The following is a 23,173-nucleotide window of genomic DNA, read 5'->3' as shown; positions in this document are numbered from 1 at the left end:
TGTGACTAACCGCTTACTCACTGTCATCACGTCGTTTTATGGCGTGATGACAGGGAGTGATGGATAAAAAACCAGTTCTGATCGCCATCTCGGGCTATAACCTGCGGGCGCATCTGGTATAGTTAGGCCCGCATTTTATCCCCATCTGGCTCGCAGGAATTTCAAGATGTCCAAATTTGCCCGTTCAGTTCTTCTGGCCTCACTGATCAGCGTAACCGCCCAGGCCAATACGCCGGTGCCGACACCGACCCCGAATGCCATGCCCATGGTGGTTCCCGCCGCGCCGGAGATCTCCGCCAAGGCCCATATTCTGATCGACTACTACTCAGGTCAGGTGCTGGCCGAGCAGAACGCCGAAGAACGTCTGCCGCCCGCCAGTCTGACCAAGATGATGACCTCCTACATCATCGGCCAGGAGCTGCTGAAGGGGAACATCAAGCGCACCGACATGGTGACCATCAGCCAGAACGCCTGGTCCAAGAACTACTCTGACTCCTCCAAGATGTTTATCGAGGTGGGCAAGCAGGTCTCCGTCGATGATCTCAACAAGGGCATCATCATCCAGTCCGGCAACGATGCCTGCGTCGCCATGGCCGAATTCCTGGCGGGCAGCACCGACTCCTTCGCCAGCCTGATGAACAGCTGGGCCGCCAAGCTCGGCATGAATGACAGCCACTTCATGAACCCGCACGGTCTGGATGCGGAAGGTCACTACAGTACCGCTCACGACATGGCCCGTCTGGGTCAGGCGCTGATCCGCGACCTGCCGGAGGAGTACAAGATCTACTCCCAGAAATCCTTCGTGTTCAACGGCATCACCCAGCACAACCGCAACCGCCTGCTGTGGGATCAATCCCTGCAAGTGGATGGCATCAAGACCGGCCACGTCAGCCAGGTCGGCTATAACCTGGTCTCCTCTGCCACCAACAACGAAGGCATGCGCCTGATCGCCGTGGTACTGGGCGCCAGCAGCGAAGCCTCCCGCGCCGCCGAGAGCAAAAAACTGCTCACCTACGGCTTCCGCTTCTTCCAGAGCCTGACCCCGTACAAGGCAGGCACCGAGCTGGTCACCCAGAAGATCTGGATGGGCGACAAACCGGAAGTGAAACTGGGCGTCGACAAAGATGTCTCCGTGCTGGTCACCCGCGGTCAGGGCAACAACCTGAAGGCTGATTTCCAGCTCGACAGCGAGCTGAAAGCGCCGCTGGCCAAGGGTCAGCGCGTCGGTACCGTGTTCCTGAAGCAGGGCGACAAAGAGATCAAGCAGGTGCCGCTGGTCGCCCTGGAAGAGGTGCAGGAAGGTGGCTTGATGAGCCGTCTGTGGGACTATCTGGTACTGCTGGTCACCAGCTGGTTCAAGTAATCCAACGCACAATCCTCACCAAACAGCGGCGCCAACAGGCGCCGCTGCTGTCTGTGACGGACAAAGGCAGTGAATAACCCTGTAAACTGCAGGTTCCGCCTTACCCTGATTTGTGGTAAAAAGCAGCACTTCCATCCTTGTCTGACCGATCCTGGCCTTGATCCCGGTCCGGGCAGCGCCCATATAGTTATGAGCCGTGCCCATATAGACTTGAAATGGCGGCCTCCACGGGCCATCGGCCACTAGCCATCCAAGATGAAGTCATCCCGGTGATGACGCAAAAGGTGAGTAAATGAATACCAAGTTTGATGAACTGCTGGAGTTTCCCTGCAAATTCCCGTTCAAGGTACTCGGCGTTGCCGACCCGGCACTGCCGGAAATGGTGGTTGAAGTGCTGCAGCAGCACGCCCCCGGCACCTATAGCCCGACAGTCCAGCCCAGCTCCAAGGGCAACTACCACTCGGTCCGCGTGACCGTGACTGCCCAGAGCAAAGAGCACATCGAAGCGATGTACCACGCCCTTGGCAAGATCGAGCTGGTGAAATACGTACTGTAATTTCTCTCTCGCCCCGTTCTGCGGGGCGACTGTTTTTGGCCGCAGCACGCCGCGAGGACGCCATGTCATCCCAGATCCCCGCCCAGTCCAGCCTGATTGTCAGGCAGCTGGGTCGCCGCCCCTACCAGCCGGTATGGGACGCCATGAAAGCCTTCACCGACAACCGCACCAGCGACACCCCGGACGAGTTCTGGGTGGTCGAGCACGATCCCGTCTACACCCAGGGTCAGGCCGGCAAGGCCGAACACCTGCTCAATCCGGGCAATATCCCGGTGGTGCAGAGCGATCGAGGCGGTCAGGTGACCTATCACGGCCCGGGCCAGCTGGTGCTCTACGTACTGGTGGATGTCCGCCGCTGCAAATTCTCGGTTCGCGAGCTGGTGACCGCGCTGGAGACAGCCATCATCAACACCCTCGCCAAAAGCGATATCCAGGCCTATGCCAAGGCCGATGCCCCCGGGGTCTATGTGAAAAATGACCTTGGCATGGAGGCAAAACTGGCCTCGCTGGGTCTGCGCATCCGCAAGGGGTGCTCGTTCCACGGGCTGGCCCTCAACATCAACATGGACATGACCCCCTTCCTGCACATCAATCCGTGCGGCTATGCGGGCATGGCCATGACCCAGACCAGCGCCCTGGGCGGCCCGCAGAGCGTGGCCGAGGCGCAATCCATTCTGGTGACCGAGCTGGCTCGCCTGATTGGCTATCAAACAATAACAAACACCGAGAGTGAATCATGAGCAAACCCGTTCGTATGGAGCCGGGCGTCAAGCTGCGCGATGGCGACAAGATGGCCCTGATCCCGGTGAAATTCATGCCGGATCCCAACGAAGAACTCCTTCGCAAGCCGGACTGGATGCGGATCAAGCTGCCCCCCTCCAGCCAGAAGATCGAACACATCAAGAGCACCTTGCGCAAAAACAAGCTGCACTCGGTCTGTGAAGAGGCCTCCTGCCCCAATCTGGCGGAGTGCTTCAACCACGGCACCGCCACCTTCATGATCATGGGCGCCATCTGCACCCGCCGCTGCCCCTTCTGCGACGTGGCCCACGGCCGCCCGCTGGCACTCGATCCGGAAGAGCCGAAGAAGCTGGCGCTGACCATCAAGGAGATGAACCTCAAGTATGTGGTGATCACCTCGGTGGACCGCGACGATCTACGCGACGGCGGTGCTCAGCACTTCGCCGACTGCATTCGCGAGATCCGCGAGCACAGCCCGCAGACCCGCATCGAGATCCTGACTCCGGATTTCCGTGGCCGGATGGAGCAGGCGCTGGAGGTGTTCCGCGAGACCCCGCCGGACGTCTTCAACCACAACCTGGAAACCGCGCCGCGCATGTATCGCGTCGCCCGCCCGGGTGCCGACTACAAGTGGTCACTGGAGCTGCTGCGCCGCATCAAGGAGATGCACCCCAACGTTCCGACCAAATCCGGTCTGATGATGGGTCTTGGCGAGACCAACGAAGAGATCGTCGAGGTGCTCAAGGATCTGCGCGCCCACGGCGTCAACATGCTGACCCTGGGTCAGTATCTGCAGCCGAGCCGCCACCACCTGCCGGTCAAGCGCTACGTGCCGCCCGCAGAGTTTGACGAGCTGAAAGATGTCGCTATGGAGCTGGGCTTTACCCACGCCGCCTGCGGTCCTTTCGTTCGCTCCTCCTACCATGCTGATCTGCAAGCCAAGGGCGAAGAGGTCAAATGATCTCGCACGACAGAGTGGCCAAGTAACCGCCACCCTCACAATGAAAAAGAGCGCCTATTGGCGCTCTTTTTGTTGGTGTCACTGACCGTTGCGGCTTGATGTACTCAGTAGCCGTGGTCGAAAATCCCCTGCTGATGCCAGCGTTGCAGCTGGGCCAGCACCCGGGTCTCCCGCGCCGTCCACTGGGGACAGGGCCCCGCCAGCTGGGTCTTGTTGGTTTGCAGCGCTTCGTCGAGGGCAAACCAGCCGGGCACGAAGCCAAGTCGGATCTCGTAGGGCTGCGGCTGCGGGGCCACCAGCTGATCGCCAATCCGGCACAAGTAGTAGAGCGAGCGGATGCAGTAGGCATCGAACCCCGGCTCGCGGGCGGCGCGATATTCACGGGTCTCGCCAAGCAGGCCCCCCAATTCCCGCAGCTCGGCACCGCACTCCTCCAGCAACTCGCGAGCGAGCGCCACACGGTGGCTCTCCCCCGCTTCAATACCGCCCCCGGGGAACATCAGATCGCCGTTGACCCGGGAATGCACCAGCAGCAGCTCGCCGCCACGAGGCACCACGGCACGCACCGTGAGGCGCTCCAAGGTGCGGCCATCGGTACGTACCTCGCCATGAATGAAAGAGAGATCGAACGGATTGGGCCAGCAGCTGGCCGGGGAGAACGTCGTCATCACTGCCTCAGGGCCGGTAGTTGCCATGCTTTAGCTGCTCGACAATTTCGGCAGCCCGCACATCGTAACCATCCTGCTCTGTCTTGCTCAGGGTGTGGTAGATGCCAAAACGTTTGGCTGAGACCTCGGGGCTATCCTGAAACGATTCGCTCACCTTGCCCCACAGATAGGCCAGCCCATACTGTTTCTGGCCCATATAGAGGGTGCTGAGGGAGGTGAATATGCGGCTGTTCACCTTATCCCCCTCCTGATAGAGGGAGAGGCCGTGCTGCAGGGTGGCGATGGCCTTTTCGGGGTCGCTCTTGGCGTAGATACCGCCGAGCGCCAGTTGCAGCTCGGGTTCATCCAGCGCTTTGGAGCCTTCCAGCGCCATAAACTGCTGGCGAGCCAGCTCGTTGGTGTTGTTGGTCCAGTGCCAGAGCAGCAGGTAGGGATCTTGCGAATTGCGGGTCGCGGCATCGAGCTGGGCCAACTGATCCCCGGCCGCCAGCATGCCCTCGACCCTTGGACTCTTCTGCTCGCGGGCATTCTTGTATTCAATGCTGGTGGAGCGCTCGGCACATTTGAGATAGCGCTCAAGGTTGCGCATCAGCTCGTACTTGCGCCGATCCGTCCCCTCTTCCTTGAGATAGAAGCGACTGCGGATCACATCGGTACGCTCGTAGCGACACCAGCCATCGTCCACCAGATCCTGGCAGAGCTCGGGATGATTGCCACAGATGTTGTGGATCCGGTCGTCATTGCAGCCAGCCACGGCAAGGCCGACTGAAAGCATGATGAAGGTCTGTCGCAGGGGGAAATTGGCCATGGTTCACATCTTGTTGGTAACGCGGGTTGGTAACAACTGGCGCCTTTACGGGCCACCTCCGGCTAGCAAACCGGTTACATATCCATTACAATACGCGCGCCATATAAGGCCGCGATTGCAGAATAATATAACGAAATATACACCCCTACACTGATCTGCATTCGACGAATTTTCTATTTACACCAACAACGTGAAATAAAGGATCTGGTCAATGACCCACGAGCACTACTTGCAAGCGTGGCAGGAGAGCCAGGAGCTCGCCGAAGCCATGCAGCCCTTGATTGGTCGCCTCTACCGACAACAAGGGGTCGAGATCACCCTCTACGGCCGCCCGCTGCAAAACGCCTCCACCATCGATATCCTCAAGGCCCACCGGGTCGTCCGCCGCCACCAGGGCGCGCCCCTCCCCATCCAGCAAAGCTTCCCCCTGCTTCAGGCCATCGTTGCCCTCAAACCCACCGCCGCCGAGGTTGACCTTGGCAAGCTGGCAGTCGGCTACTGGCAGGATCATCAGGATGAAGCGGGGATCGAGGACTATCTGCAAGCGCGACTGGCACCGGCCCTTGGCCGCAACCAGATGCCGCAGCCAACCGACGTGGTGCTCTACGGCTTTGGCCGTATCGGCCGCCTGCTGGCCCGCCTGCTGATCGAGCGCACCGGCGCTGCCAATCCGCTGCGTCTGCGCGCCATCGTGGTACGCGGTGGTCGCGACGGGGATCTGGAAAAACGCGCCAGCCTGCTGCGCCGCGACTCGGTGCATGGCCCCTTCAACGGCTCCATCGAGGTGGATGTGGAGCGCAGCGCCATCATCGCCAACGGCACCTTCATTCAGGTGATCTACGCCAATAGCCCGGCCGACATCGACTACACCGCTTACGGTATTCACGATGCGCTGATCGTCGACAACACCGGCGTCTGGCGTGACGAGGCAGGCCTCTCCGAGCACTTGAAGGCGCGCGGTGCCGGCAAGGTGCTGCTGACCGCCCCCGGCAAAGGGGAGATGAAAAACGTGGTGTTCGGGGTCAACCATGAGGTGATAGGCCCGGGTGACAGGATCATCTCCGCCGCCTCCTGTACCACCAACGCCATCACCCCGGTGCTCAAGGTGATGCAGGAGCGGTTCGGCATCCGCCACGGCCACGTGGAGACGGTTCACTCCTACACCAACGATCAGAACCTCATCGACAACTATCACAAGGGGGAGCGCCGCGGTCGCAGTGCCGCCCTCAATATGGTGATGACCAGCACCGGTGCCGCCAAGGCGGTGGCCAAGGCGCTGCCCGAGCTCAAGGGCAAGCTGACCGGCAACGCCATCCGGGTGCCGACCCCCAACGTCTCGCTGGCGATTATCAATCTTTCGCTGGAGCAGGCCACCGATCGGGAGAGCCTCAACGCCTATCTGCAGCAGATGGCGCTAAGCTCGGCCCTGCACCGCCAGATCGACTTCAGCGCCAGCACCGAGCTGGTCTCCTCCGATATGGTGGGTTCCCGTTATGCGGGCATCGTCGACTCCCAGGCGACCATCGCCGAGGGGGATCACTGCGTGCTCTACGTATGGTATGACAACGAGTTCGGGTACAGTTGTCAGGTAGTGCGGGTGATGGAGCAGATGGCTGGCGTAGTCCGCCAGGATCTGCCGGCATAGACCGATAGGGTCTACCTGCATGGCCCATCAGATCCCGCTGTTTATGGCTCAATAGTTCAAGGAGAGGCCGGATGTCGTTTCAACAGGGTGAGTTTTTACAAGCTATCAGGCAGATGCCCGAAGAGGTGTATGAGCGGCTCAAAACCGCTGTCGAGCTGGGCAAGTGGCCCGATGGCAAGCACCTCACCGACGAGCAGAAGGCCACCTCCCTGCAAGCCGTGATGGCCTGGCAGGCGATGCATCTCGACAACCCGGAGCATATGAACATCGGCCGTGACGGCGAGATCGTGATGAAGAGCAAGAGCGAGCTCAAGCGTCAGTATCGCGACGAGGAAGAGATAGTGCGGGTCGACCTTAACCATTGAACCTGACCCGGCAGGCCGCTCGCAGCGGCCACAGCAAAGAGGGGAGCCATGATGGCTCCCCTCTTTTTCCACTCTCGCCATGGTAGGGAGGTCAGAAGCTGTTCACGACCTGTAGCGAGAAGACGTCAGCAAGGTGAAGAGCAGCGCAGGAACCGGAGTGTATAGATATACGTGAGGATTCCGAGCAGCACATGAGCCTTGATCACGGCTTCGCAGTAAGGTCGCGGACAGTTTCTCAGGGAGTCAGCTCCCCGCGCAGCGACTGCTGCATCAGCTCGCGAATGCGGTGGGATGGCAAGTCCTGGCTCAGCAGGAAGTGCAGCTTGGTGAGTGCAGCTTCGGCGGTCATGTCAAAGCCCGAGATCACCCCGGCCCGCGACAGGGCGTTGCCGGTGGCATAGCCCCCCATATTGACCTTGCCGTGCAGGCACTGGCTCAGGTTGACGATGATGACGCCACGGGCCGAGGCCTCGGAGAGCAGTGCCAGCATGGCCGGGTTCTGCGGCGCATTGCCGACCCCGAACGACAGCAGGATCAGCGCCTTCACCGGTTGTTGCAGGATATTGGCGATCACCTCGCTGGAGATCCCCGGATAGAGGGTCACCACGCCGATGGGCTGGGGGGTGATGTCGTGCAGCACCAGCGGCCGCTCGGAGGGCACGCCCAGCTCGCCCGCTTCCAGCGAGATGGCGATCCCGGCATTGAGCAGCGGCGGATAGTTGGGGGAGTCGAAAGCGTGGAAGCCGTCGGCGTGCACCTTCTTGCTGCGGTTGCCGCGATAGAGCTGGTTGTTGAAGAACAGCGTCACCTCGTGGATCGGGTAGTTGGCCGCGATATAGAGGGCGTTGAGCAGATTCTGCTGACCGTCGGAGCGCAACTCGGCGAGCGGGATCTGGGAACCGGTGATGATAACCGGCTTGTGCAGATCTTCCAGCATGAAAGAGAGCGCCGAGGCGGTGAACGACATGGTGTCGGTACCGTGCAAAATGACAAAACCGTCGTACTTGTCGTAGTTGTCGCGAATATCCTCGGCGATGCGCTGCCAATCCGCCGGGGTCATGTCGGAGGAATCGATGAGAGGGGCATATTCGTGGATATGGTAATCCGGCATCTCGGGGCGGTGGAACTCGGGCATCCGCGCCAGACAGTCTTCCATAAAGCCCGCCATCGGCACGTAGCCGTGATCGGAACGCTGCATCCCAATGGTGCCGCCTGTGTAGGCAATGTAGATAGACTTCTTCACACCCTCTCCTCTTGATGAAGTGAACACCGCCGGAACATGAACCATGTCGGGGTGAACCACAATGTCAACGCCCGCCAGCGCCTCTGCGTGCAGCGGAAACCGGCGAATTATAGAGACTGGCGCCCCAAATGACAGCCGTTCCATGCACCCTTTTCGGCTTTTCTGCCCTCTACCCACATAGTGTTAAATATCACAATAAACCACTAAAACGAGCATTAATACGACAAAGATGGAATTAAACGATGCTTTTTGCTACAATCCGCCGGATTTTACTAAAATCTCATCTGGATGCCTGAGCATTTCAGGCCCGCACAAGCCCCATCTTTCCTGGGGCGGGGAGATGTTTCCCCTTCTTTGCTGGCACATAAGCCACACTGTTTTCATCCCGGCTGAATCTGTAAGTCTTTTGCTATGAAAGACACAGCCAATCAACATGGGAGTACTGAATGTTACAACTTGATTCCTACGCAACGCTGGTCGCTGCCACTCTGGTATTGCTGCTTGGCCGGGTGTTGGTTACCCGAGTCGGGCTGCTGCGTACCTTCAACATCCCCAAACCGGTAGCCGGCGGCCTGGTGGTCGCGCTGGTACTGCTGCTGCTGCGCTCCACCCTGCAGATGGAGCTGCAATTTGATACCAGCCTGCAAACCCCGCTGATGCTGGCCTTCTTCGCCTCCATCGGTCTCTCCGCCGATCTCGCCAGCCTGAAACGCGGCGGCAAGGCGGTGGTTACCTTCCTGATGGTGGTCACCGGCCTGCTGCTGGTGCAGAACAGTCTGGGTGTCGGTCTGGCTACCCTGCTCGGTCTGGATCCCCACATGGGGCTGCTGGCCGGCTCCATCACTCTCTCCGGCGGCCACGGCACCGGAGCGGCCTGGAGTGCCACCTTCTCCGAGAAGTACGGCGTGCAATCCGCCGCTGAGCTCGCCATCGCCTGTGCCACATTCGGTCTGGTGCTGGGCGGCCTGATTGGCGGCCCGGTGGCTCGCTATCTGGTGAAGAAAGTGCAGGTGCCCGGTGAGGAGCACAATCAGGATGAGGCCCCCCAGGGCTTCGAAATGCCGGATATGGAGCGCCCCCTCACCACTTTCAGCGTTATCGAAACGCTGGCGCTGATCGCCATCAGCCTCAAGGGCGGCGAGCTGCTCTCTGCTTCCCTCAAAGGGGGCGCCTTCGAGCTGCCGATCTTCGTCTGCGTGCTGTTTGTCGGCGTGCTGCTGCGCAACGTCCTGACCCTGCTGAACTGGCATGAAGTGAGCGATCGCGAGGTCTCCCTGCTGGGCAACGTCAGCCTGTCGCTGTTCCTCGCCATGGCACTGATGAGCCTGAAACTGTGGGATCTGGCCAGCCTGGCGCTGCCCATCTTCATCCTGCTGGCCGCCCAGACCGTGGCGATGGCGCTCTACGCCATCTTCGTCACCTTCCGGGTGATGGGCAAAAATTACGATGCGGCCGTGCTGGCGGCAGGTCACTGCGGCTTTGGCCTGGGGGCCACCCCAACCGCGATTGCCAACATGCAGGCCATCACCCAGCGCTTCGGTCCCTCCCACCTGGCGTTTCTGGTGGTGCCCATGGTGGGCGCCTTCTTTATCGACATCATCAACGCCATGGTGATCAAGCTGTTTATGGCGATGCCATTCCTGTAATTCCCTTTCCGTCAGACGTATATGATCAGAGCCCACCTTTCGGTGGGCTCTTTGCTTGCTCTCTACTCGCCAGCTGACGCAGGCAGAGCCGGGGCTCGTATCCGCCACCAGGGTGACCCGCTAGCAACCCGGACTACCCGGAATCCCCACATCCCGCACTCCCCCGAACAACAAAAAGCCCCGCGCTCGACAGAGGACGGGGCTTGATTATGTCAGCCGGAACGGGCCGGGACGTGCACCTTACAGGATAAAGGTCGACACCTGCTGGTTCAGGTCAGCAGCACGCCCTTTGAGGCTGTGGGCCTGATCCAGATCGCGCATGGCGGCGGCGGTGATCTCGTCACTCACATCCTTGATGGCGGTGGTGTTCTGGGTGATCTCGCCGGTCACCTGGGTCTGCTCCTCGGCGGCAGTGGCGATCTGACCCGCCATGTCGGAGATGAGGGAGATGGCGCTGGTGATCTCTTCCAGTGCGCGTACCGCCTGATCGGCATCCTGCACGCTGTTGTCCGCCAGCCCCTGACTGGTCTGCATCAGGCTCACCGCACGGGCAGTGGTCTGTTGCAGGGTCTCGATGGTGGACTGGATCTGCTGGGTGGAGTCCTGGGTACGGCGCGACAGCACCCGCACCTCGTCAGCGACCACCGCAAAACCACGGCCCTGCTCACCGGCACGGGCCGCTTCAATGGCTGCGTTCAGCGCCAGCAGGTTGGTCTGCTCGGCAATGCCCTGAATGGTGGAGAGGATGCTGGTGATCGCCTGCGCGTGGCGGCTCAGCTCGCCGATCACCTCGGTCGCCTGCCCCACCTCTTCGGCCAGACCATTGATGGACTGGCGGGTCTTGTTGACCAGCATCTTGCCCTGCTCACTGCTCTGGGCAGATTGCTGGGCAGCGGCGGCGGTGTTCTCGGCGTTGCCGGCGATCTCCATGGTGGCACTCGCCATCTCGGTGACCGCCGTGGCGACCATGGTCACCTCCTGCTGCTGACGCTGCAACTCGTCCACCGCGGCCTGGTTGGTCACCAGACTACGCTCGGCATCGGCGTTCAATTCGTTGGCCAGCTGGCGGATATTGCCGATCAGCTGATGCTGACTGCCGACGAAACGGTTGAAGCTGTTGGCCAGTTGGCCCACTTCGTCGTTGGCGTCGATCTTGATGCGCTGGGTCAGATCACCGTTACCATCGGCAATGCGGGCCAACGCCTGGGAGACCTTGGTGAGCGGGCCAAGCAGCATGCTGACCAGCCAGGAGATAGCGAGGATGCTACCCACCAGCACCAGCAGCGCCATCCCCAGCTGGGTCATCAGCAGGGAGGAGAGCGGCGCTTCCAGCGCGGCCTTGTCCAGCACCAGCACCAGCTCCCAATCCGTGTCGGGGATATCAGCCGCCCACAGCAGCTTGTCGCGACCTTCATTGTCAAAATAAGCTGGCACCAGCTCCTTGCTTGACTTGCTCTGCTCGATCAGCGCGTTGGTCAGATCGTTGTCGATCTCGCTGGCCGGTTTCATCGCCTTGGCAGCATCCTTGTAGGCGATGATGGTGCCATCCTTGTGCATCATGATGGCGAAACCGTCGGCAGGCAGCTGCATCTTGGTCACGTCTTCCACCAGCGAGGCGATGGAGAGGTCACCACCGACTACCCCGCCAGAAACCGGCTGGGCCAGGGTCACCACCATGATGTTGTAAGCCACGTCGAGATAGGGTTTGGTGACAATCAGGCCACCTTTGCTCATCGCCTCCTGATACCAGCCACGAGAGCGCGGGTCGTAGCCATCGCGGTTGATGGAGGGATCGGAGTCATTCATCTTGCCGCTGCTCTCACCGAAATAGGTGAGCTGGAAACGGCCGGAAACTTGTGCCTGTTGCAAGGCATTGAGGGGTTCGGCACCGGCCTTGTTGCCGAGCGCCTGGATCACGTCGCGACGGGCGGCGAGCCAGTCGCTGACACGCTCGGCCTGCTGGGTACCCAGCCGTTGCAACTGCTCCTGGCTGCCTTGCAGCAACAGGGACTTCTGGCTGCTATAGCTCTGCCAGGAGAGCAACAAAATCACCAACGAAAGGGCGATCACCACTGACAACAGTATCTTCTGCTTGAGTGACAGGTTTTTCATCATGTGTTCTTCTTATTGAGGTGAGGAGCGGGTTTTTCCCTAAATTGCACAACACTACACGTAGTCATTAGCGACCCGAATGGCCAAAACTGAACCTGAAAATGGGTCGGCGGGCGATATTTTCTACCGAGGTGGAGAAAAGTGCACCAGAAATTGACGGCATGAGCCGCACAAGCCAAGGCAACCCTGTTTATTCCTTCCACAATTGGCTAGAATATCCCGTTTTTAAATCACATCGACCCTGAGAGTTTTCACGATGTTCGAAGTTAATCCCGTATTAAATAAACTTAAGGAGCTGTCTGAGCGGACCGAGCTTCTTAGGGGGTACCTTTGACTATGACGCCAAGAAAGAGCGTCTAGAAGAGGTCAACGCCGAGCTGGAACAGCCGGACGTATGGAATGAACCCGAGCGCGCACAGGCGCTGGGCAAAGAGCGCGTCGCGCTGGAAAACGTGGTCGGCACCATCGACACCCTGACCCAGGGTGTCGATGACGTCGAGATGCTGGTGAGCCTGGCCGTCGAAGGGGAAGACGAAGAGACCTTCAACGAAGCCATCGCCGAATCCGAACAACTGGAAGCCAAGCTGGTGGATCTCGAATTCCGCCGCATGTTCTCCGGTCAGCACGACGGCTCCGACTGCTATATCGATATTCAATCCGGCTCCGGTGGTACCGAAGCACAGGATTGGGCCAACATGGTACTGCGCATGTACCTGCGCTGGGGCGATGCCCACGGCTACAAGCCCGAGCTGATTGAATGCTCCGAAGGCGACGTGGCCGGCATCAAATCCGCCACCATCAAGTTCACCGGCGAATATGCGTTCGGCTGGCTGCGTACCGAAACCGGCGTACACCGTCTGGTTCGCAAGTCTCCGTTCGATTCCGGTGGCCGCCGTCACACCTCTTTCTGTTCTGTGTTCGTCTACCCCGAGATCGATGACGATATCGATATCGAGATCAACCCGGCGGATCTGCGGATCGACGTCTACCGTGCCTCCGGTGCCGGTGGTCAGCACGTTAACCGAACCGAATCCGCGGTGCGTATTACCCACGTTCCGACCGGTGTCGTGGTACAGTGCCAGAACGACCGTTCCCAGCACAAAAACAAAGACCAGTGTATGAAGCAGCTGAAAGCCAAGCTCTACGAGCTGGAAATTCAGAAGCAGAACGCTGAGAAACAAGCCCTGGAAGAGACCAAGTCTGATATCGGTTGGGGCAGCCAGATCCGTTCCTATGTGCTGGATGACTCCCGTATCAAGGATCTGCGCACCGGCGTCGAAACCCGTAATACCCAATCGGTGCTCGACGGTGACTTGGACAAGTTTATCGAAGCCAGCCTGAAATCAGGTCTGTAAACAAGCAGGAATCACCATGTCTGAACAAACCATCACTCCGGAAGTCGACCAAACTCTCGAACTCAACAACGAGATGACCGAGCGTCGTTCCAAGCTGGCCGCCCTGCGCGCCCAGGGTAATCCTTTCCCCAACGACTTCCGTCGCGACAGCCTCTCTGGCGATCTGCACGCAGAGTTCGACGACAAAAGCGCCGAGGAGCTGACGAGCCTGGGTAAACGGGTGAAGATTGCCGGTCGCATCATGACCCGCCGGATCATGGGCAAGGCTTCTTTCGCCACCCTGCAGGACATGGCCGGCAAGATCCAGGTCTACGTTACCCGTGACGACCTGCCGGAAGGTTTCTACAACGAGCAGTTCAAGAAGTGGGATCTGGGCGACATCGTGGGTGTCGAAGGTACCCTGTTCAAGACCCAGACCGGTGAGCTCTCCGTTCACGTTTCCGATATCCGCCTGCTGACCAAGGCGCTGCGTCCGCTGCCCGAGAAGCACAAAGGCCTGACCGACCAGGAAGCTCGCTGCCGCCAGCGCTACCTGGATCTGATCGCCAACGAAGAGTCCCGCAAGACCTTCATGATCCGCACCCAGGTGGTTGCCGGTATCCGCAAGTTCTTCAACGAAAAGCGCTTCATGGAAGTGGAAACCCCGATGATGCAAGTCATCCCGGGTGGTGCCTCCGCGCGTCCGTTCGTCACTCACCACAATGCGCTGGACATCGACATGTACCTGCGTATCGCTCCGGAGCTCTATCTGAAGCGTCTGGTGGTCGGTGGTTTCGAGCGTGTCTACGAGATCAACCGCAACTTCCGTAACGAAGGTATCTCGGTTCGTCACAACCCCGAGTTCACCATGATCGAGTTCTACATGGCCTACGCCGACTACATCGATCTGATGGACCTGACCGAAGAGCTGCTGCGCACCCTGGCACAGGACATTCTGGGCGACACCAAGATCCGTTACGCCAAAGAGGGCGAAGAGGGTCTGACCATCGATTTCGGTCAGCCGTTCCAGCGCCTCACCATGGTCGAGTCCATCCTGAAGTTCAACCCGGACGTAACTCTGGACGATCTGGCTACCCTCGAGAGCGCCAAGGCCGTTGCCAAGCGTCTGCACATCGAGCTGATGAAGGGCTGGGAGCTGGGCCACGTGATCACCGCGATCTTCGAAGAGACCGTGGAGCACATGCTGCTGCAACCGACCTTCATCACCGAGTACCCGGCCGCCGTTTCTCCGCTGGCTCGCCGCAACGACGTGAACCCGGACGTAACCGACCGCTTCGAATTCTTCATCGGTGGCCGCGAGCTGGCCAACGGCTTCTCCGAGCTGAACGATGCAGAAGACCAGGCCAAGCGCTTCCAGGATCAGGTTGATCAGAAAGAAGCCGGCGACGACGAAGCCATGTTCTACGACGCCGACTTCGTCACCGCGCTGGAACACGGCCTGCCGCCGACTGCCGGTCAGGGTATCGGTATCGACCGTCTGGTGATGCTGTTCACCAACAGCCACACCATCCGTGACGTCATTCTGTTCCCGGCCCTGCGTCCGCAGAAATAAAGCCCACAGAAGTCAGCTACATCCCTTGGGTCAATCCCAAGCGTGATAGCCCATAAAAACGCCCCGCAACAGCGGGGCGTTTTTTATAATGCTCACAACAATTGACGAATGCTTACCGCTTATGAGGCTGGCGGTAGCAGCCACTCTCCCTGCCACAAGGTGACGGCCTGACCGGCCATCAGTACCCTCTCCTCCTGCAGTTCAAGCCGCAACTCACCACCACGGGCCGAAATCTGACGGGCCCGCAGTTGCCGTTTACCAAGCCGTTCGGCCCAGAAGGGCACCAGAGCGCAGTGGTTGGAACCAGTAACCGGATCCTCATCGACGCCCACCCAAGGGGCGAAATAGCGGGAGACAAAGTCATGGTTCGGGTCGTTTGAGGGCGCCGTCACTATCACCCCCCGTCCCGGCAAAGCACGCAGAGCATGAAAATCAGGCGAAAGCGTACGGATCTCCTCTTCACTTGCCAGCTCCAGCAAGAACTTGGCTCCGGCCGCTAGGGTTTGTCTTGGTTGGCAGCCGAGCGCGGCAGCATAGGCTAGGTCCAGAGTCAGTGGAGCCAATGCGATACGTGGAAAATCGAGCCAAATCCACTCATCTTCGCACTGGGCCAGCAGCTCACCACTACGGGTCTCGAAGCGGATAGTCTCGTGTGCAGCTACCGCCCCTGTCTGCCACAACACATGAGCAGCCGCCAAGGTGCCATGACCGCAGAGATCAACCTCGACTTTCGGCGTGAACCAGCGCAACTGATAATGGGCTCTGCCAAGTTGTACCAGAAAGGCTGTCTCGGAGAGGTTGAACTCGGCCGCCATCGCCAGCTGGCTGGCATCCGGCAGGGCGGGTCCCAATACAACCACTGCGGGGTTGCCACCAAGGGGCTGCCGACTGAACGCATTGACATGAAACAATCTGATATTGGACATGGCACTTCCTGTGTTATCAAGTGGCTCTCATTTAACGCCCTTTATACCACGCCCCTCTTTTGCTGCGGGAACAGGCGTACCTCTGCCCCTTTAATGCATTAATAGAATAAAGAAGACATTTTTATTCTTTGTTGTTATCCAACACGCCCTTTAATCTGGCCAAAAATCAGACCATGGAAGACGCGTGTGATGCAATTGAAGGATTCCCCATTCAACCTCTCCCCCCTCTCTGACGAGCAGCAACGTCAGTTGGGTCAGGTACTCTCGACCCTCAATACCCAGCAACTGGCCTGGGTGAGCGGATATCTCTACGGCCTCTCCCAGACCGGTCAGCAGAGCGTTGCAGCCAGCGCCGCCGTGGCTGCGCCCAGCGGCAGCCTGACCATTCTCTACGGCTCCCAGACCGGCAACGCCAAAGGGGTCGCCACTGCCATCAAGGCGCAGGCCGAGGCCCGCGGTCTACCGGTCACCCTAGCGTCGATGGCCGACTACAAACCCAAGCAGCTCAAGAAAGAGAGCCATCTGCTGGTGGTAGTGAGCACTTACGGGGAGGGTGAACCGCCGGAGAGCGCCGTCGATCTGTTCGAGCAGCTTAAAAAAGGCAAGATTGGCAAGCTGGACGGCCTCAAGTTCGCGGTGCTGGGGCTGGGTGACAGCTCCTACGAATTTTTCTGCCAGACCGGCAAAGATTTCGACGACTTCCTCGCCAAAGCAGGGGCTGAGCGCATTTATGAGCTCGCCAGCCTCGATGTGGATTATCAGGATGCGGCCAAGAGTTGGGGCGAGCAGGCACTCAACGCCATTGCCACGACCCTCTCTACCGGTGTGGCCAGCAGCAGCGTAGCCAACGCGGTGCAGCAGGCGGTTGGCCACAGCCAATACAGCAAGGAGAACCCCTTCCCTGCCCACCTGTCGGTCAATCAGAAGATCACCGGCCGGGATTCCACCAAGGATATCCGCCATATCGAGATCAATCTGGCCAACTCCGGCATCACCTATCAACCGGGTGATGCCCTCGGCGTCTGGTTCGACAATGACGCCGAACTGGTGGGCGAAGTGCTGGCCCTGACCGGCCTCTCCGGTGATGAAGCCACGGCCCACGGCACCTTGCGCGCTGCCCTGACCAGTCACTTCGAACTGACCCGGCTGCACGGCGGCTTTATCACAGGACTCGCTGACATATCGGACAACGCAGCGCTGAAAGATCTGGCTGGCGACAAGGCCCAGGTCAATGCACTGGTCGCCTCTGCCCAAGTGGTGGATGTACTGAAACGCTTCCCGACCGCACTCACTACCGAGCAGCTGGTCAGCCTGCTGCGCCCCCTCACCCCGCGCCTCTACTCCATCGCCTCTGCCCAAAGCGAAGTGGAAGAGGAGGTACACCTGACCGTCGGCGTGGTGCGTTACCCGCAGGAAGATGGCACTGTGCGCTCTGGCGCCGCCTCCTCCTATCTGGCAGACCGGCTCATTGAGGATGGTGAGGTGCGGGTATTCATCGAGCACAACGACAACTTCCGCCTGCCCGCCAATCCCGACACCCCCGTCATCATGGTGGGGCCGGGCACCGGCATCGCCCCGTTCCGCGCATTTATGCAGGAGCGGGAAGCCATCGGGGCCTCGGGCAAAAACTGGCTCTTCTTCGGCAACCCCCACTTTACCCAGGATTTCCTCTATCAGGTGGAGTGGCAGCGTTATGTGAAATCGGGGCTACTGTCGAAGATCTCGCTAGCCTTCAGCCGGGATCAGGCCAACAAGATTTATGTGCAGGACCGTCTGCGCGAGGCAGGGCTTGAGCTCTACCAGTGGCTGGAAGCAGGCGCTCACTTCTATGTGTGTGGCGACGCCAACAAGATGGCCAAGGATGTACAGGAGGCCCTGCTGGATGTAATTGCCGAACACGGTCACAAGAGTCGTGAGGAAGCAGAAGAGTATTTGAGCGAATTGCGTCGTGCCAAACGTTATCAAAGGGATGTCTATTGATGAGCAAACAACCTCTTTCTCACCAAAAAGCGGGACCGGTCGAAGGGCCGCTGGCCGACAACGAGCGCCTCAAGCGCGAGAGCAATTTTCTGCGCGGCACCATAGAGCAAGATCTACAGGACCCGCTCACCGGCGGCTTCAACGGCGACAACTTCCAGCTGATCCGCTTTCACGGCATGTACCAGCAGGATGACCGCGACATCCGCCCGGAGCGCGCCGCCCAGAAGCTGGAGCCGCTGCACAACGTCATGCTGCGTGCCCGCCTGCCCGGTGGGATCATCACCCCGGCCCAGTGGCAGATCATCGACAAGTTCGCCGAAGAGCACAGCCTCTACGGCAGCATCCGCCTGACCACCCGTCAGACCTTCCAGTTCCACGGGGTATTGAAGCGCGACATCAAGCTGATGCACCAGACCCTCAACAGCACCGGCATCGATTCCATCGCCACCGCCGGCGATGTGAATCGCAACGTGCTCTGCACCAGCAACCCGGTGGAATCCGAGCTGCATCAGGAGGCCTACGAGTGGGCCAAGAAGATCTCCGAACACCTGCTGCCCAAGACCCGCGCCTACGTGGAGATCTGGCTGGACGGTGAAAAACTGGGGCAGGATGAGGAACCGATCCTGGGTTCCAACTACCTGCCGCGCAAATTCAAGACGACCGTGGTGATCCCGCCTCACAACGACGTGGATATCCACGCCAACGATCTTAACTTCGTGGCCATTGCCGAGAACGGCAAGCTGGTGGGCTTCAACGTGCTGGTGGGCGGCGGGCTGGCCATGACCCACGGCGATACCACCACCTATCCGCGCAAGGCGAGCGACTTTGGCTTTATTCCGCTCTCTCACGTGCTGGAGGTGGCGGCCGCCGTCGTCAGCACCCAGCGCGACTGGGGTAACCGGGTCAACCGCAAGAACGCCAAGACCAAGTACACCCTTGAACGGGTTGGCGTCGAAGCCTTCAAGGCCGAGGTGGAGAGCCGCGCCGGCATCCAGTTCGGGCCGGTTCGTCCCTATGAGTTCACCAGCCGTGGCGATCGCTTCGGTTGGGTCGAGGGGATCGACGGCAAACACCACCTCACCCTCTTTATCGAGAATGGCCGCCTGCTGGACTTCCCGGGCAAGCCGCTCAAAACTGGCATGCTGGAGATCGCCAAGGTGCATCAGGGGGATTTTCGCCTGACCGCCAACCAGAACCTGATCATCGCCGGGGTACCTGCCAGCGAGAAAGCCCGTATCGAAGGGCTGGCGCGCCAATACGGCCTGCTGGATGACGGAGTAAGCGAGCAGCGCAAGCAGTCCATGGCTTGTGTGGCCCTGCCCACCTGCCCGCTGGCGATGGCTGAAGCGGAGCGCATGCTGCCGGCGTTTGTCACCGACATCGAAGGGCTGCTGGCCAAACATGGGCTGGCGGATGACGCCATCATTTTCCGGGTCACCGGTTGCCCCAACGGCTGCGGCCGCGCCATGCTGGCGGAAGTGGGTCTGGTGGGCAAGGCGCCGGGTCGCTACAACCTGCATCTGGGTGGCAATCTGGAGGGGACCCGCATTCCGCGCCTCTATCAGGAGAACATCACCGAGCAGCAGATTTTGGCCGAACTCGACGCGTTGATCGGCCGCTGGGCCACCGAGCGAAAGCAGGGTGAGTGCTTCGGCGACTTCGTGATCCGGGTTGGGGTGATTGCGCCCGTTATCGATTCTGCGAGGGACTTCTATGCCGCTTAATGTCACTGAAGATGGCCGCCTTGACCTGCAGGCGCTGCTAGCCCTCGGCCGTGAGGAGCAAGTCGAGGCGCTGGCGCCCCTCAACCGGGAGCTGGATACCATGAGTGCCTCCGAGCGGGTGCGCTGGGCCCTGGCCAATCTGCCGGGGGAGCATGTGCTCTCATCCAGTTTCGGCATTCAGGCGGCGCTGATGCTCCATCTGGTAAGTCGCGAACGGGCCGACGTGCCCGTGGTGCTGACCGATACCGGTTATCTGTTCCCCGAGACTTACCGTTTCATCGACGAGCTGACCGAGCGCCTCGCGCTCAACTTGAAGACCTACCGGGCCGAGCTCAGTCAGGCCTGGCAGGAGGCGCGATTTGGCCTCTTATGGGAGCAGGGGGTGGAGGGGATCACCCGCTACAACCAGCTCAACAAGGTGGAGCCGATGGACCGCGCCCTGCGCGAGCAGGGGGCCCAGACCTGGTTCTCCGGCCTGCGCCGGGAGCAGTCCGGCAGCCGTGGCAAGCTGCCGGTGCTGGGCATCCAGCGCGGCCGCTTCAAGTTCCTGCCGGTGATCGACTGGAGCAACAAGGATGTCTTCTACTACTTCAAGGAGTTCGACCTCCCCTACCACCCGCTGTGGGAGCAGGGCTACCTGTCGGTGGGCGATGTCCACACCACCGCCAAGTGGGAGCCGGGCATGAGCGAGGAGCAGACCCGCTTCTTCGGCCTCAAGCGCGAGTGCGGTTTGCACGAGGAAAATGGCGAGAACGACGGCTCAGGCATCTAATCCCGTCTTGAAAACCCAACAGAACAACAAGGGCATCCGAAGATGCCCTTGTTGTTATTTGCCCATTAGCATTCGTCCGTCAGCGGCGCTGCCAGGTCTCGAAGCTATAGGGGTGCGGGTTCTTCTCATCGGCAGGGTGGCTCTCGCACGCAATGCGTTGCCACTGGCCATCATCAAAAGCGGGGAAACGGGTATCCCCCTCCACCGCCAGATCGATGCGGGTCAGGTAGAGACAATCCGCGCTCGGCAACATCTCGGCATAGAGATGACCACCACCGATCACCATCAACTCCTCCACCAAGCTGCCTGCCAACAGCGCCAGCGCCGCCTCGACGGAGCCCACCACCTCAATGCCCTCGGCCTGATAGTCGGGATTGCGGCTGATCACCAGATTGCGCCGTCCGGGCAGCGGTCGACCGATGGATTCGAAGGTCTTGCGCCCCATCAATACCGGTTTACCGAGGGTGACACGCTTGAAGTGAGCCAGATCGGCAGGCAGATGCCAGGGCATCTGGTTGTCCTTGCCGATCACCCTGTCGTGGGCCATGGCGGCAATCATGGAAATCTTCATGGGGCCTCTCACCGTCTGTCAGATTATGGGGCGGTTACGGTACACGACCAGAGAGGGGATCGCCAAACCGAAACTGAGGGCACCGACGATAAAGAGCGCCTTGAGGCCGTTCTCCACCGCACTCTGGATCAACTCCATGGTCACACCGTTGATGTTGAGCTCCACCACCGCAATCATGGTCTTGAAGGCATAACTCCCCGGGATCATCGGAATGATGGAGGCAACGCTGAACACCGGACGCGGCGCCAGCAGACGGCGCGACCAGTAGACGCAGACAAAGCCGACCGTGGTCGCCGCCGCCAGCGTCGCCCACTCGATGGGCATGCCATAGTGGATCAGCAGGGTACGCAGACTGTGGGCCAGCGCGCCGCCCATGGCGCAATACTTCAGCATCCGTGGTGGCACGTTGAACAGCATGGCAAACCCCACCGCCGGAATGGAGGACCAGAAAGCATCCTTGGCCAGTAGCCAGAGCAAATCCATCATACTTTCCACCCCCAGATCCCCGTGACCGACATGGCCAGAATGATGCCGATCGCAGCGCTGATGGTCAGCAGGGTCGCTGTCCCCCAGCGGGCCAGCCCCATGTTGAAGTAGCCCTTCACCATGTCTGAGACCGCATTGATCAGCGGAAAGCCCGGCACCAGCAGCAGCACGCTGGCCGCCATGGCGAGATAGGGCTGGTCACCCCAGTTAAAAAAGGTGGCGCTGGAGGAGAGCAAAGTAGCAATAAAGCCGGTGGCGGCAAAGTTGATGAGCGGGCTATGGTGATGGCGGGCCATCAGCTGGCGCACCCGCATCGCCACGGCAGACGAGAAACAGGTCACCAGGAAGATGGGCCAGTCACCGCCAAACAGCAGGCTAAAGGCACCACAGGAGAGCCCCACCATGGGGACCACCAGCCAGGGGTGATAGTGGAAAGGGACGATGGCCTCGAGGCGCTGGCGCACTTCACGGGCACCGATCAGCTCTTTTTCCGCCATGATGCAGATCCGCTGGATCTCGCACACCACCTGCATGTTGATGCCATGTTCACGCACCCGCCGGGTAGTAGTAACACAGCCCCCCTGATAGAGGCTGGTGAGCACGATGGCACTGGAAGAGATGGCCATTTCGACACTCTCCAGCCCCAGCGCCATCCCCAGCCGCACCGTGGTCTGCTCGATGATCCGGCTCTCCGCCCCGAACTGGGCCAACATCTGACCCACCTTGACGATAATGCGGGTGATCTCTGTCTGTTGCTCCCGCGACAACACCCGTCTTGGTGTGATACTTCTCATAATCCCTTCGAGTCGTAGCAATAAAAATTTCGGCCATATTAGCCTAACTTTTACTGTTATTCATCCACCCCTATCACAACCTGACTAATAAGTTATTACAAGAAGGAGAAAAGAGATTACATCACAAATACATTACGACTAACATTAAAAACCATAACAATCAGGTCGCCAGCAATTCCCTTTATTATGGCCTCACTGATTTGGCTGAAATATTAACCAATAGGGTTATTACAGATTATTTACGACGTCGATAGTCCGCCAGACGGATTATTTTACCACTGCCATCGCTTTCAGGCGGAGGGTCCCCCTGTTCCCTGAACTGGCTCATTTCGCTGCGCATCACATAAAAGGATTCCCGCATCATGTTGGTAATCCGGATACAGCTATCAAGATTGTTTTTCGCCAGACGGCGCTGACCATCAATCTTGAACTGCAACCCGCGCAGACGGCGCTGCTGATCGGGGCTCGCACGGGCCATCAACTGGTCGATCTGCTGCTCCAGAATCGCATCCAGCCGGGAGGGCTCACTCGCAGCCAACTCCTTCAGGGTGTCAAAATCAGGCAACTCCATATGCCCTCCTTGGCGACTATTGCTGGCAACACACTGCGGTACCACACCATCACGTCCCAGCCATATAAATCTGTATATACGACGCGGCTAAAAAGGGTTCAATCCATCCACTGGCGACTAAACCGGACAATGGTCACTACGAGGGTGTCTATCTATTTTAATTGTGTTTGGAAACAAGCGATTGCTTTTAATTCAGGCGAGATAAAACACTTATACATTTTAGGTTGTGATTTTCTGTTTTTTATTGCAAATAAAAATCCGGGTGGCCTTATTTTGCTTCATTCGACACTTTATTCTTCCCTCACAGACCCGCGTCATCTCCTGACGGTTTAAC

At 59.5% G+C, this 23,173-nt stretch carries 21 protein-coding genes; 12 read left to right on the top strand and 9 right to left on the bottom strand.

All coding sequences use genetic code 11. From position 1 onward, the window contains the following. Window positions 1-166 precede the first annotated feature (166 nt). The 4 genes from BN1139_RS06625 to lipA all read left to right on the top strand — a co-directional run bounded on the left by BN1139_RS06625 (window position 167) and on the right by lipA (window position 3,621). The gene (locus tag BN1139_RS06625) at window positions 167-1,363 is read left to right on the top strand and encodes a D-alanyl-D-alanine carboxypeptidase family protein (RefSeq protein WP_005335176.1); all 1,197 of its coding nucleotides are present in this window, start codon (window positions 167-169) and stop codon (window positions 1,361-1,363) included. A gap of 292 nt (window positions 1,364-1,655) precedes the next feature. Continuing rightward, window positions 1,656-1,919 (top strand): DUF493 family protein YbeD, encoded by a 264-nt coding sequence (gene ybeD / locus BN1139_RS06620; protein ID WP_005335178.1) that lies wholly within the window; start codon window positions 1,656-1,658, stop codon window positions 1,917-1,919. 62 nt (window positions 1,920-1,981) lie between these two features. After that, entirely contained in the window at window positions 1,982-2,659 is a 678-nt protein-coding gene (lipB, locus tag BN1139_RS06615; protein ID WP_005354124.1) for a lipoyl(octanoyl) transferase LipB, read from the top strand. Further along, the gene (gene lipA / locus BN1139_RS06610; protein WP_005354127.1) at window positions 2,656-3,621 is read left to right on the top strand and encodes a lipoyl synthase; all 966 of its coding nucleotides are present in this window, start codon (window positions 2,656-2,658) and stop codon (window positions 3,619-3,621) included. Before lipB ends, lipA begins: the two co-directional genes overlap by 4 nt. A 104-nt stretch (window positions 3,622-3,725) precedes the next feature. Here the strand turns inward: lipA and BN1139_RS06605 are convergent, their stop codons facing one another. Both BN1139_RS06605 and BN1139_RS06600 read right to left on the bottom strand, forming a co-directional pair. Continuing rightward, a complete protein-coding gene (locus BN1139_RS06605; RefSeq protein ID WP_005354130.1) occupies window positions 3,726-4,289 on the bottom strand; it encodes an NUDIX domain-containing protein in 564 nt (187 codons plus the stop codon). A 7-nt stretch (window positions 4,290-4,296) separates the two neighbouring features. Continuing rightward, window positions 4,297-5,097 carry a DUF2989 domain-containing protein gene (locus BN1139_RS06600; RefSeq protein WP_005354133.1) on the bottom strand — a complete coding sequence of 267 codons (801 nt, stop codon included), beginning with the start codon at window positions 5,095-5,097 and terminating at the stop codon, window positions 4,297-4,299. A gap of 211 nt (window positions 5,098-5,308) precedes the next feature. Here BN1139_RS06600 and BN1139_RS06595 point away from each other — a divergent pair, with 211 nt between their 5' ends. Further along, entirely contained in the window at window positions 5,309-6,742 is a 1,434-nt protein-coding gene (locus BN1139_RS06595) for a glyceraldehyde-3-phosphate dehydrogenase (RefSeq protein ID WP_005354136.1), read from the top strand. A gap of 71 nt (window positions 6,743-6,813) precedes the next feature. Continuing rightward, entirely contained in the window at window positions 6,814-7,107 is a 294-nt protein-coding gene (locus BN1139_RS06590) for a YeaC family protein (protein WP_005354139.1), read from the top strand. 235 nt (window positions 7,108-7,342) lie between these two features. Here the strand turns inward: BN1139_RS06590 and ansA are convergent, their stop codons facing one another. Continuing rightward, the gene (gene ansA, locus BN1139_RS06585) at window positions 7,343-8,350 is read right to left on the bottom strand and encodes an asparaginase (protein ID WP_005354141.1); all 1,008 of its coding nucleotides are present in this window, start codon (window positions 8,348-8,350) and stop codon (window positions 7,343-7,345) included. A gap of 446 nt (window positions 8,351-8,796) precedes the next feature. Between ansA and gltS the strand changes: the two genes are divergently transcribed. Beyond that, entirely contained in the window at window positions 8,797-9,996 is a 1,200-nt protein-coding gene (gene gltS, locus BN1139_RS06580) for a sodium/glutamate symporter (protein WP_005348115.1), read from the top strand. A 240-nt stretch (window positions 9,997-10,236) separates the two neighbouring features. Here gltS and BN1139_RS06575 read toward each other — a convergent pair whose 3' ends face one another. Beyond that, window positions 10,237-12,108 (bottom strand): methyl-accepting chemotaxis protein, encoded by a 1,872-nt coding sequence (locus BN1139_RS06575; protein ID WP_005354147.1) that lies wholly within the window; start codon window positions 12,106-12,108, stop codon window positions 10,237-10,239. A 256-nt stretch (window positions 12,109-12,364) separates the two neighbouring features. Between BN1139_RS06575 and prfB the strand changes: the two genes are divergently transcribed. Beyond that, window positions 12,365-13,463 (top strand): peptide chain release factor 2 gene (gene prfB / locus BN1139_RS06570; RefSeq protein ID WP_100645262.1). Its coding sequence is split into 2 segments (ribosomal slippage): window positions 12,365-12,439 and window positions 12,441-13,463, totalling 1,098 coding nucleotides; the frame shifts between segments, so codons are not numbered across the junction. Between the two features lie 16 nt (window positions 13,464-13,479). After that, on the top strand, window positions 13,480-15,015 hold the full coding sequence (gene lysS, locus BN1139_RS06565) for a lysine--tRNA ligase (RefSeq protein ID WP_005335201.1): 1,536 nt from the start codon (window positions 13,480-13,482) through the stop codon (window positions 15,013-15,015). 119 nt (window positions 15,016-15,134) lie between these two features. On the opposite strand, the gene BN1139_RS06560 is transcribed toward lysS, so the two are convergent. Further along, window positions 15,135-15,941: a PhzF family phenazine biosynthesis protein gene (locus BN1139_RS06560; RefSeq protein ID WP_005354150.1), complete on the bottom strand. Its 807-nt coding sequence runs from the start codon at window positions 15,939-15,941 to the stop codon at window positions 15,135-15,137. Window positions 15,942-16,130: 189 nt separating this feature from the next. Between BN1139_RS06560 and BN1139_RS06555 the strand changes: the two genes are divergently transcribed. The 3 genes from BN1139_RS06555 to BN1139_RS06545 are packed head-to-tail and all read left to right on the top strand — an operon-like array spanning window position 16,131 to window position 20,417. Next, the gene (locus BN1139_RS06555) at window positions 16,131-17,921 is read left to right on the top strand and encodes an assimilatory sulfite reductase (NADPH) flavoprotein subunit (protein WP_005354153.1); all 1,791 of its coding nucleotides are present in this window, start codon (window positions 16,131-16,133) and stop codon (window positions 17,919-17,921) included. After that, complete coding sequence (gene cysI, locus BN1139_RS06550) at window positions 17,921-19,645, top strand: assimilatory sulfite reductase (NADPH) hemoprotein subunit (RefSeq protein ID WP_005354156.1); 1,725 nt, start codon at window positions 17,921-17,923, stop codon at window positions 19,643-19,645. Before BN1139_RS06555 ends, cysI begins: the two co-directional genes overlap by 1 nt. Beyond that, window positions 19,635-20,417, top strand: a complete 783-nt coding sequence (locus tag BN1139_RS06545; RefSeq protein ID WP_005354159.1) for a phosphoadenylyl-sulfate reductase — start codon at window positions 19,635-19,637, stop codon at window positions 20,415-20,417. The genes cysI and BN1139_RS06545 overlap by 11 nt, the downstream gene beginning before the upstream one ends. A gap of 79 nt (window positions 20,418-20,496) precedes the next feature. On the opposite strand, the gene folA is transcribed toward BN1139_RS06545, so the two are convergent. The 4 genes from folA to BN1139_RS06525 all read right to left on the bottom strand — a co-directional run bounded on the left by folA (window position 20,497) and on the right by BN1139_RS06525 (window position 22,839). Next, the gene (folA, locus tag BN1139_RS06540) at window positions 20,497-20,988 is read right to left on the bottom strand and encodes a type 3 dihydrofolate reductase (RefSeq protein ID WP_005354163.1); all 492 of its coding nucleotides are present in this window, start codon (window positions 20,986-20,988) and stop codon (window positions 20,497-20,499) included. Between the two features lie 18 nt (window positions 20,989-21,006). Next, window positions 21,007-21,474, bottom strand: a complete 468-nt coding sequence (locus BN1139_RS06535; protein WP_026035076.1) for a threonine/serine exporter family protein — start codon at window positions 21,472-21,474, stop codon at window positions 21,007-21,009. Beyond that, window positions 21,471-22,268 carry a threonine/serine exporter family protein gene (locus BN1139_RS06530; protein ID WP_005348133.1) on the bottom strand — a complete coding sequence of 266 codons (798 nt, stop codon included), beginning with the start codon at window positions 22,266-22,268 and terminating at the stop codon, window positions 21,471-21,473. The genes BN1139_RS06535 and BN1139_RS06530 overlap by 4 nt, the downstream gene beginning before the upstream one ends. A 235-nt stretch (window positions 22,269-22,503) precedes the next feature. Continuing rightward, window positions 22,504-22,839 carry a DUF3135 domain-containing protein gene (locus BN1139_RS06525; RefSeq protein WP_005354166.1) on the bottom strand — a complete coding sequence of 112 codons (336 nt, stop codon included), beginning with the start codon at window positions 22,837-22,839 and terminating at the stop codon, window positions 22,504-22,506. Between the last annotated feature and the right edge of the window lie 334 nt (window positions 22,840-23,173).

The organism is Aeromonas veronii bv. veronii, assembly GCF_000820225.1.
Lineage (GTDB): Bacteria > Pseudomonadota > Gammaproteobacteria > Enterobacterales > Aeromonadaceae > Aeromonas > Aeromonas veronii.
The sequence above is the reverse complement of the archived record's forward strand: the minus strand, read 5'-3'. Positions and strand labels throughout refer to the sequence as shown.

Coding starts and splice junctions, on each gene's coding strand:
- BN1139_RS06535 (WP_026035076.1), bottom strand. CDS start 21,474: ATGATGGATTTGCTCTGGCTACTGGCCAAGGATGCTTTCTGGTCCTCC.
- lysS (WP_005335201.1), top strand. CDS start 13,480: ATGTCTGAACAAACCATCACTCCGGAAGTCGACCAAACTCTCGAACTC.
- BN1139_RS06595 (WP_005354136.1), top strand. CDS start 5,309: ATGACCCACGAGCACTACTTGCAAGCGTGGCAGGAGAGCCAGGAGCTC.
- ybeD (WP_005335178.1), top strand. CDS start 1,656: ATGAATACCAAGTTTGATGAACTGCTGGAGTTTCCCTGCAAATTCCCG.
- BN1139_RS06600 (WP_005354133.1), bottom strand. CDS start 5,097: ATGGCCAATTTCCCCCTGCGACAGACCTTCATCATGCTTTCAGTCGGC.
- BN1139_RS06560 (WP_005354150.1), bottom strand. CDS start 15,941: ATGTCCAATATCAGATTGTTTCATGTCAATGCGTTCAGTCGGCAGCCC.
- BN1139_RS06605 (WP_005354130.1), bottom strand. CDS start 4,289: ATGACGACGTTCTCCCCGGCCAGCTGCTGGCCCAATCCGTTCGATCTC.
- BN1139_RS06545 (WP_005354159.1), top strand. CDS start 19,635: ATGCCGCTTAATGTCACTGAAGATGGCCGCCTTGACCTGCAGGCGCTG.
- lipA (WP_005354127.1), top strand. CDS start 2,656: ATGAGCAAACCCGTTCGTATGGAGCCGGGCGTCAAGCTGCGCGATGGC.
- cysI (WP_005354156.1), top strand. CDS start 17,921: ATGAGCAAACAACCTCTTTCTCACCAAAAAGCGGGACCGGTCGAAGGG.
- folA (WP_005354163.1), bottom strand. CDS start 20,988: ATGAAGATTTCCATGATTGCCGCCATGGCCCACGACAGGGTGATCGGC.
- BN1139_RS06590 (WP_005354139.1), top strand. CDS start 6,814: ATGTCGTTTCAACAGGGTGAGTTTTTACAAGCTATCAGGCAGATGCCC.
- BN1139_RS06555 (WP_005354153.1), top strand. CDS start 16,131: ATGCAATTGAAGGATTCCCCATTCAACCTCTCCCCCCTCTCTGACGAG.
- BN1139_RS06530 (WP_005348133.1), bottom strand. CDS start 22,268: ATGAGAAGTATCACACCAAGACGGGTGTTGTCGCGGGAGCAACAGACA.
- BN1139_RS06525 (WP_005354166.1), bottom strand. CDS start 22,839: ATGGAGTTGCCTGATTTTGACACCCTGAAGGAGTTGGCTGCGAGTGAG.
- BN1139_RS06625 (WP_005335176.1), top strand. CDS start 167: ATGTCCAAATTTGCCCGTTCAGTTCTTCTGGCCTCACTGATCAGCGTA.
- BN1139_RS06575 (WP_005354147.1), bottom strand. CDS start 12,108: ATGAAAAACCTGTCACTCAAGCAGAAGATACTGTTGTCAGTGGTGATC.
- lipB (WP_005354124.1), top strand. CDS start 1,982: ATGTCATCCCAGATCCCCGCCCAGTCCAGCCTGATTGTCAGGCAGCTG.
- gltS (WP_005348115.1), top strand. CDS start 8,797: ATGTTACAACTTGATTCCTACGCAACGCTGGTCGCTGCCACTCTGGTA.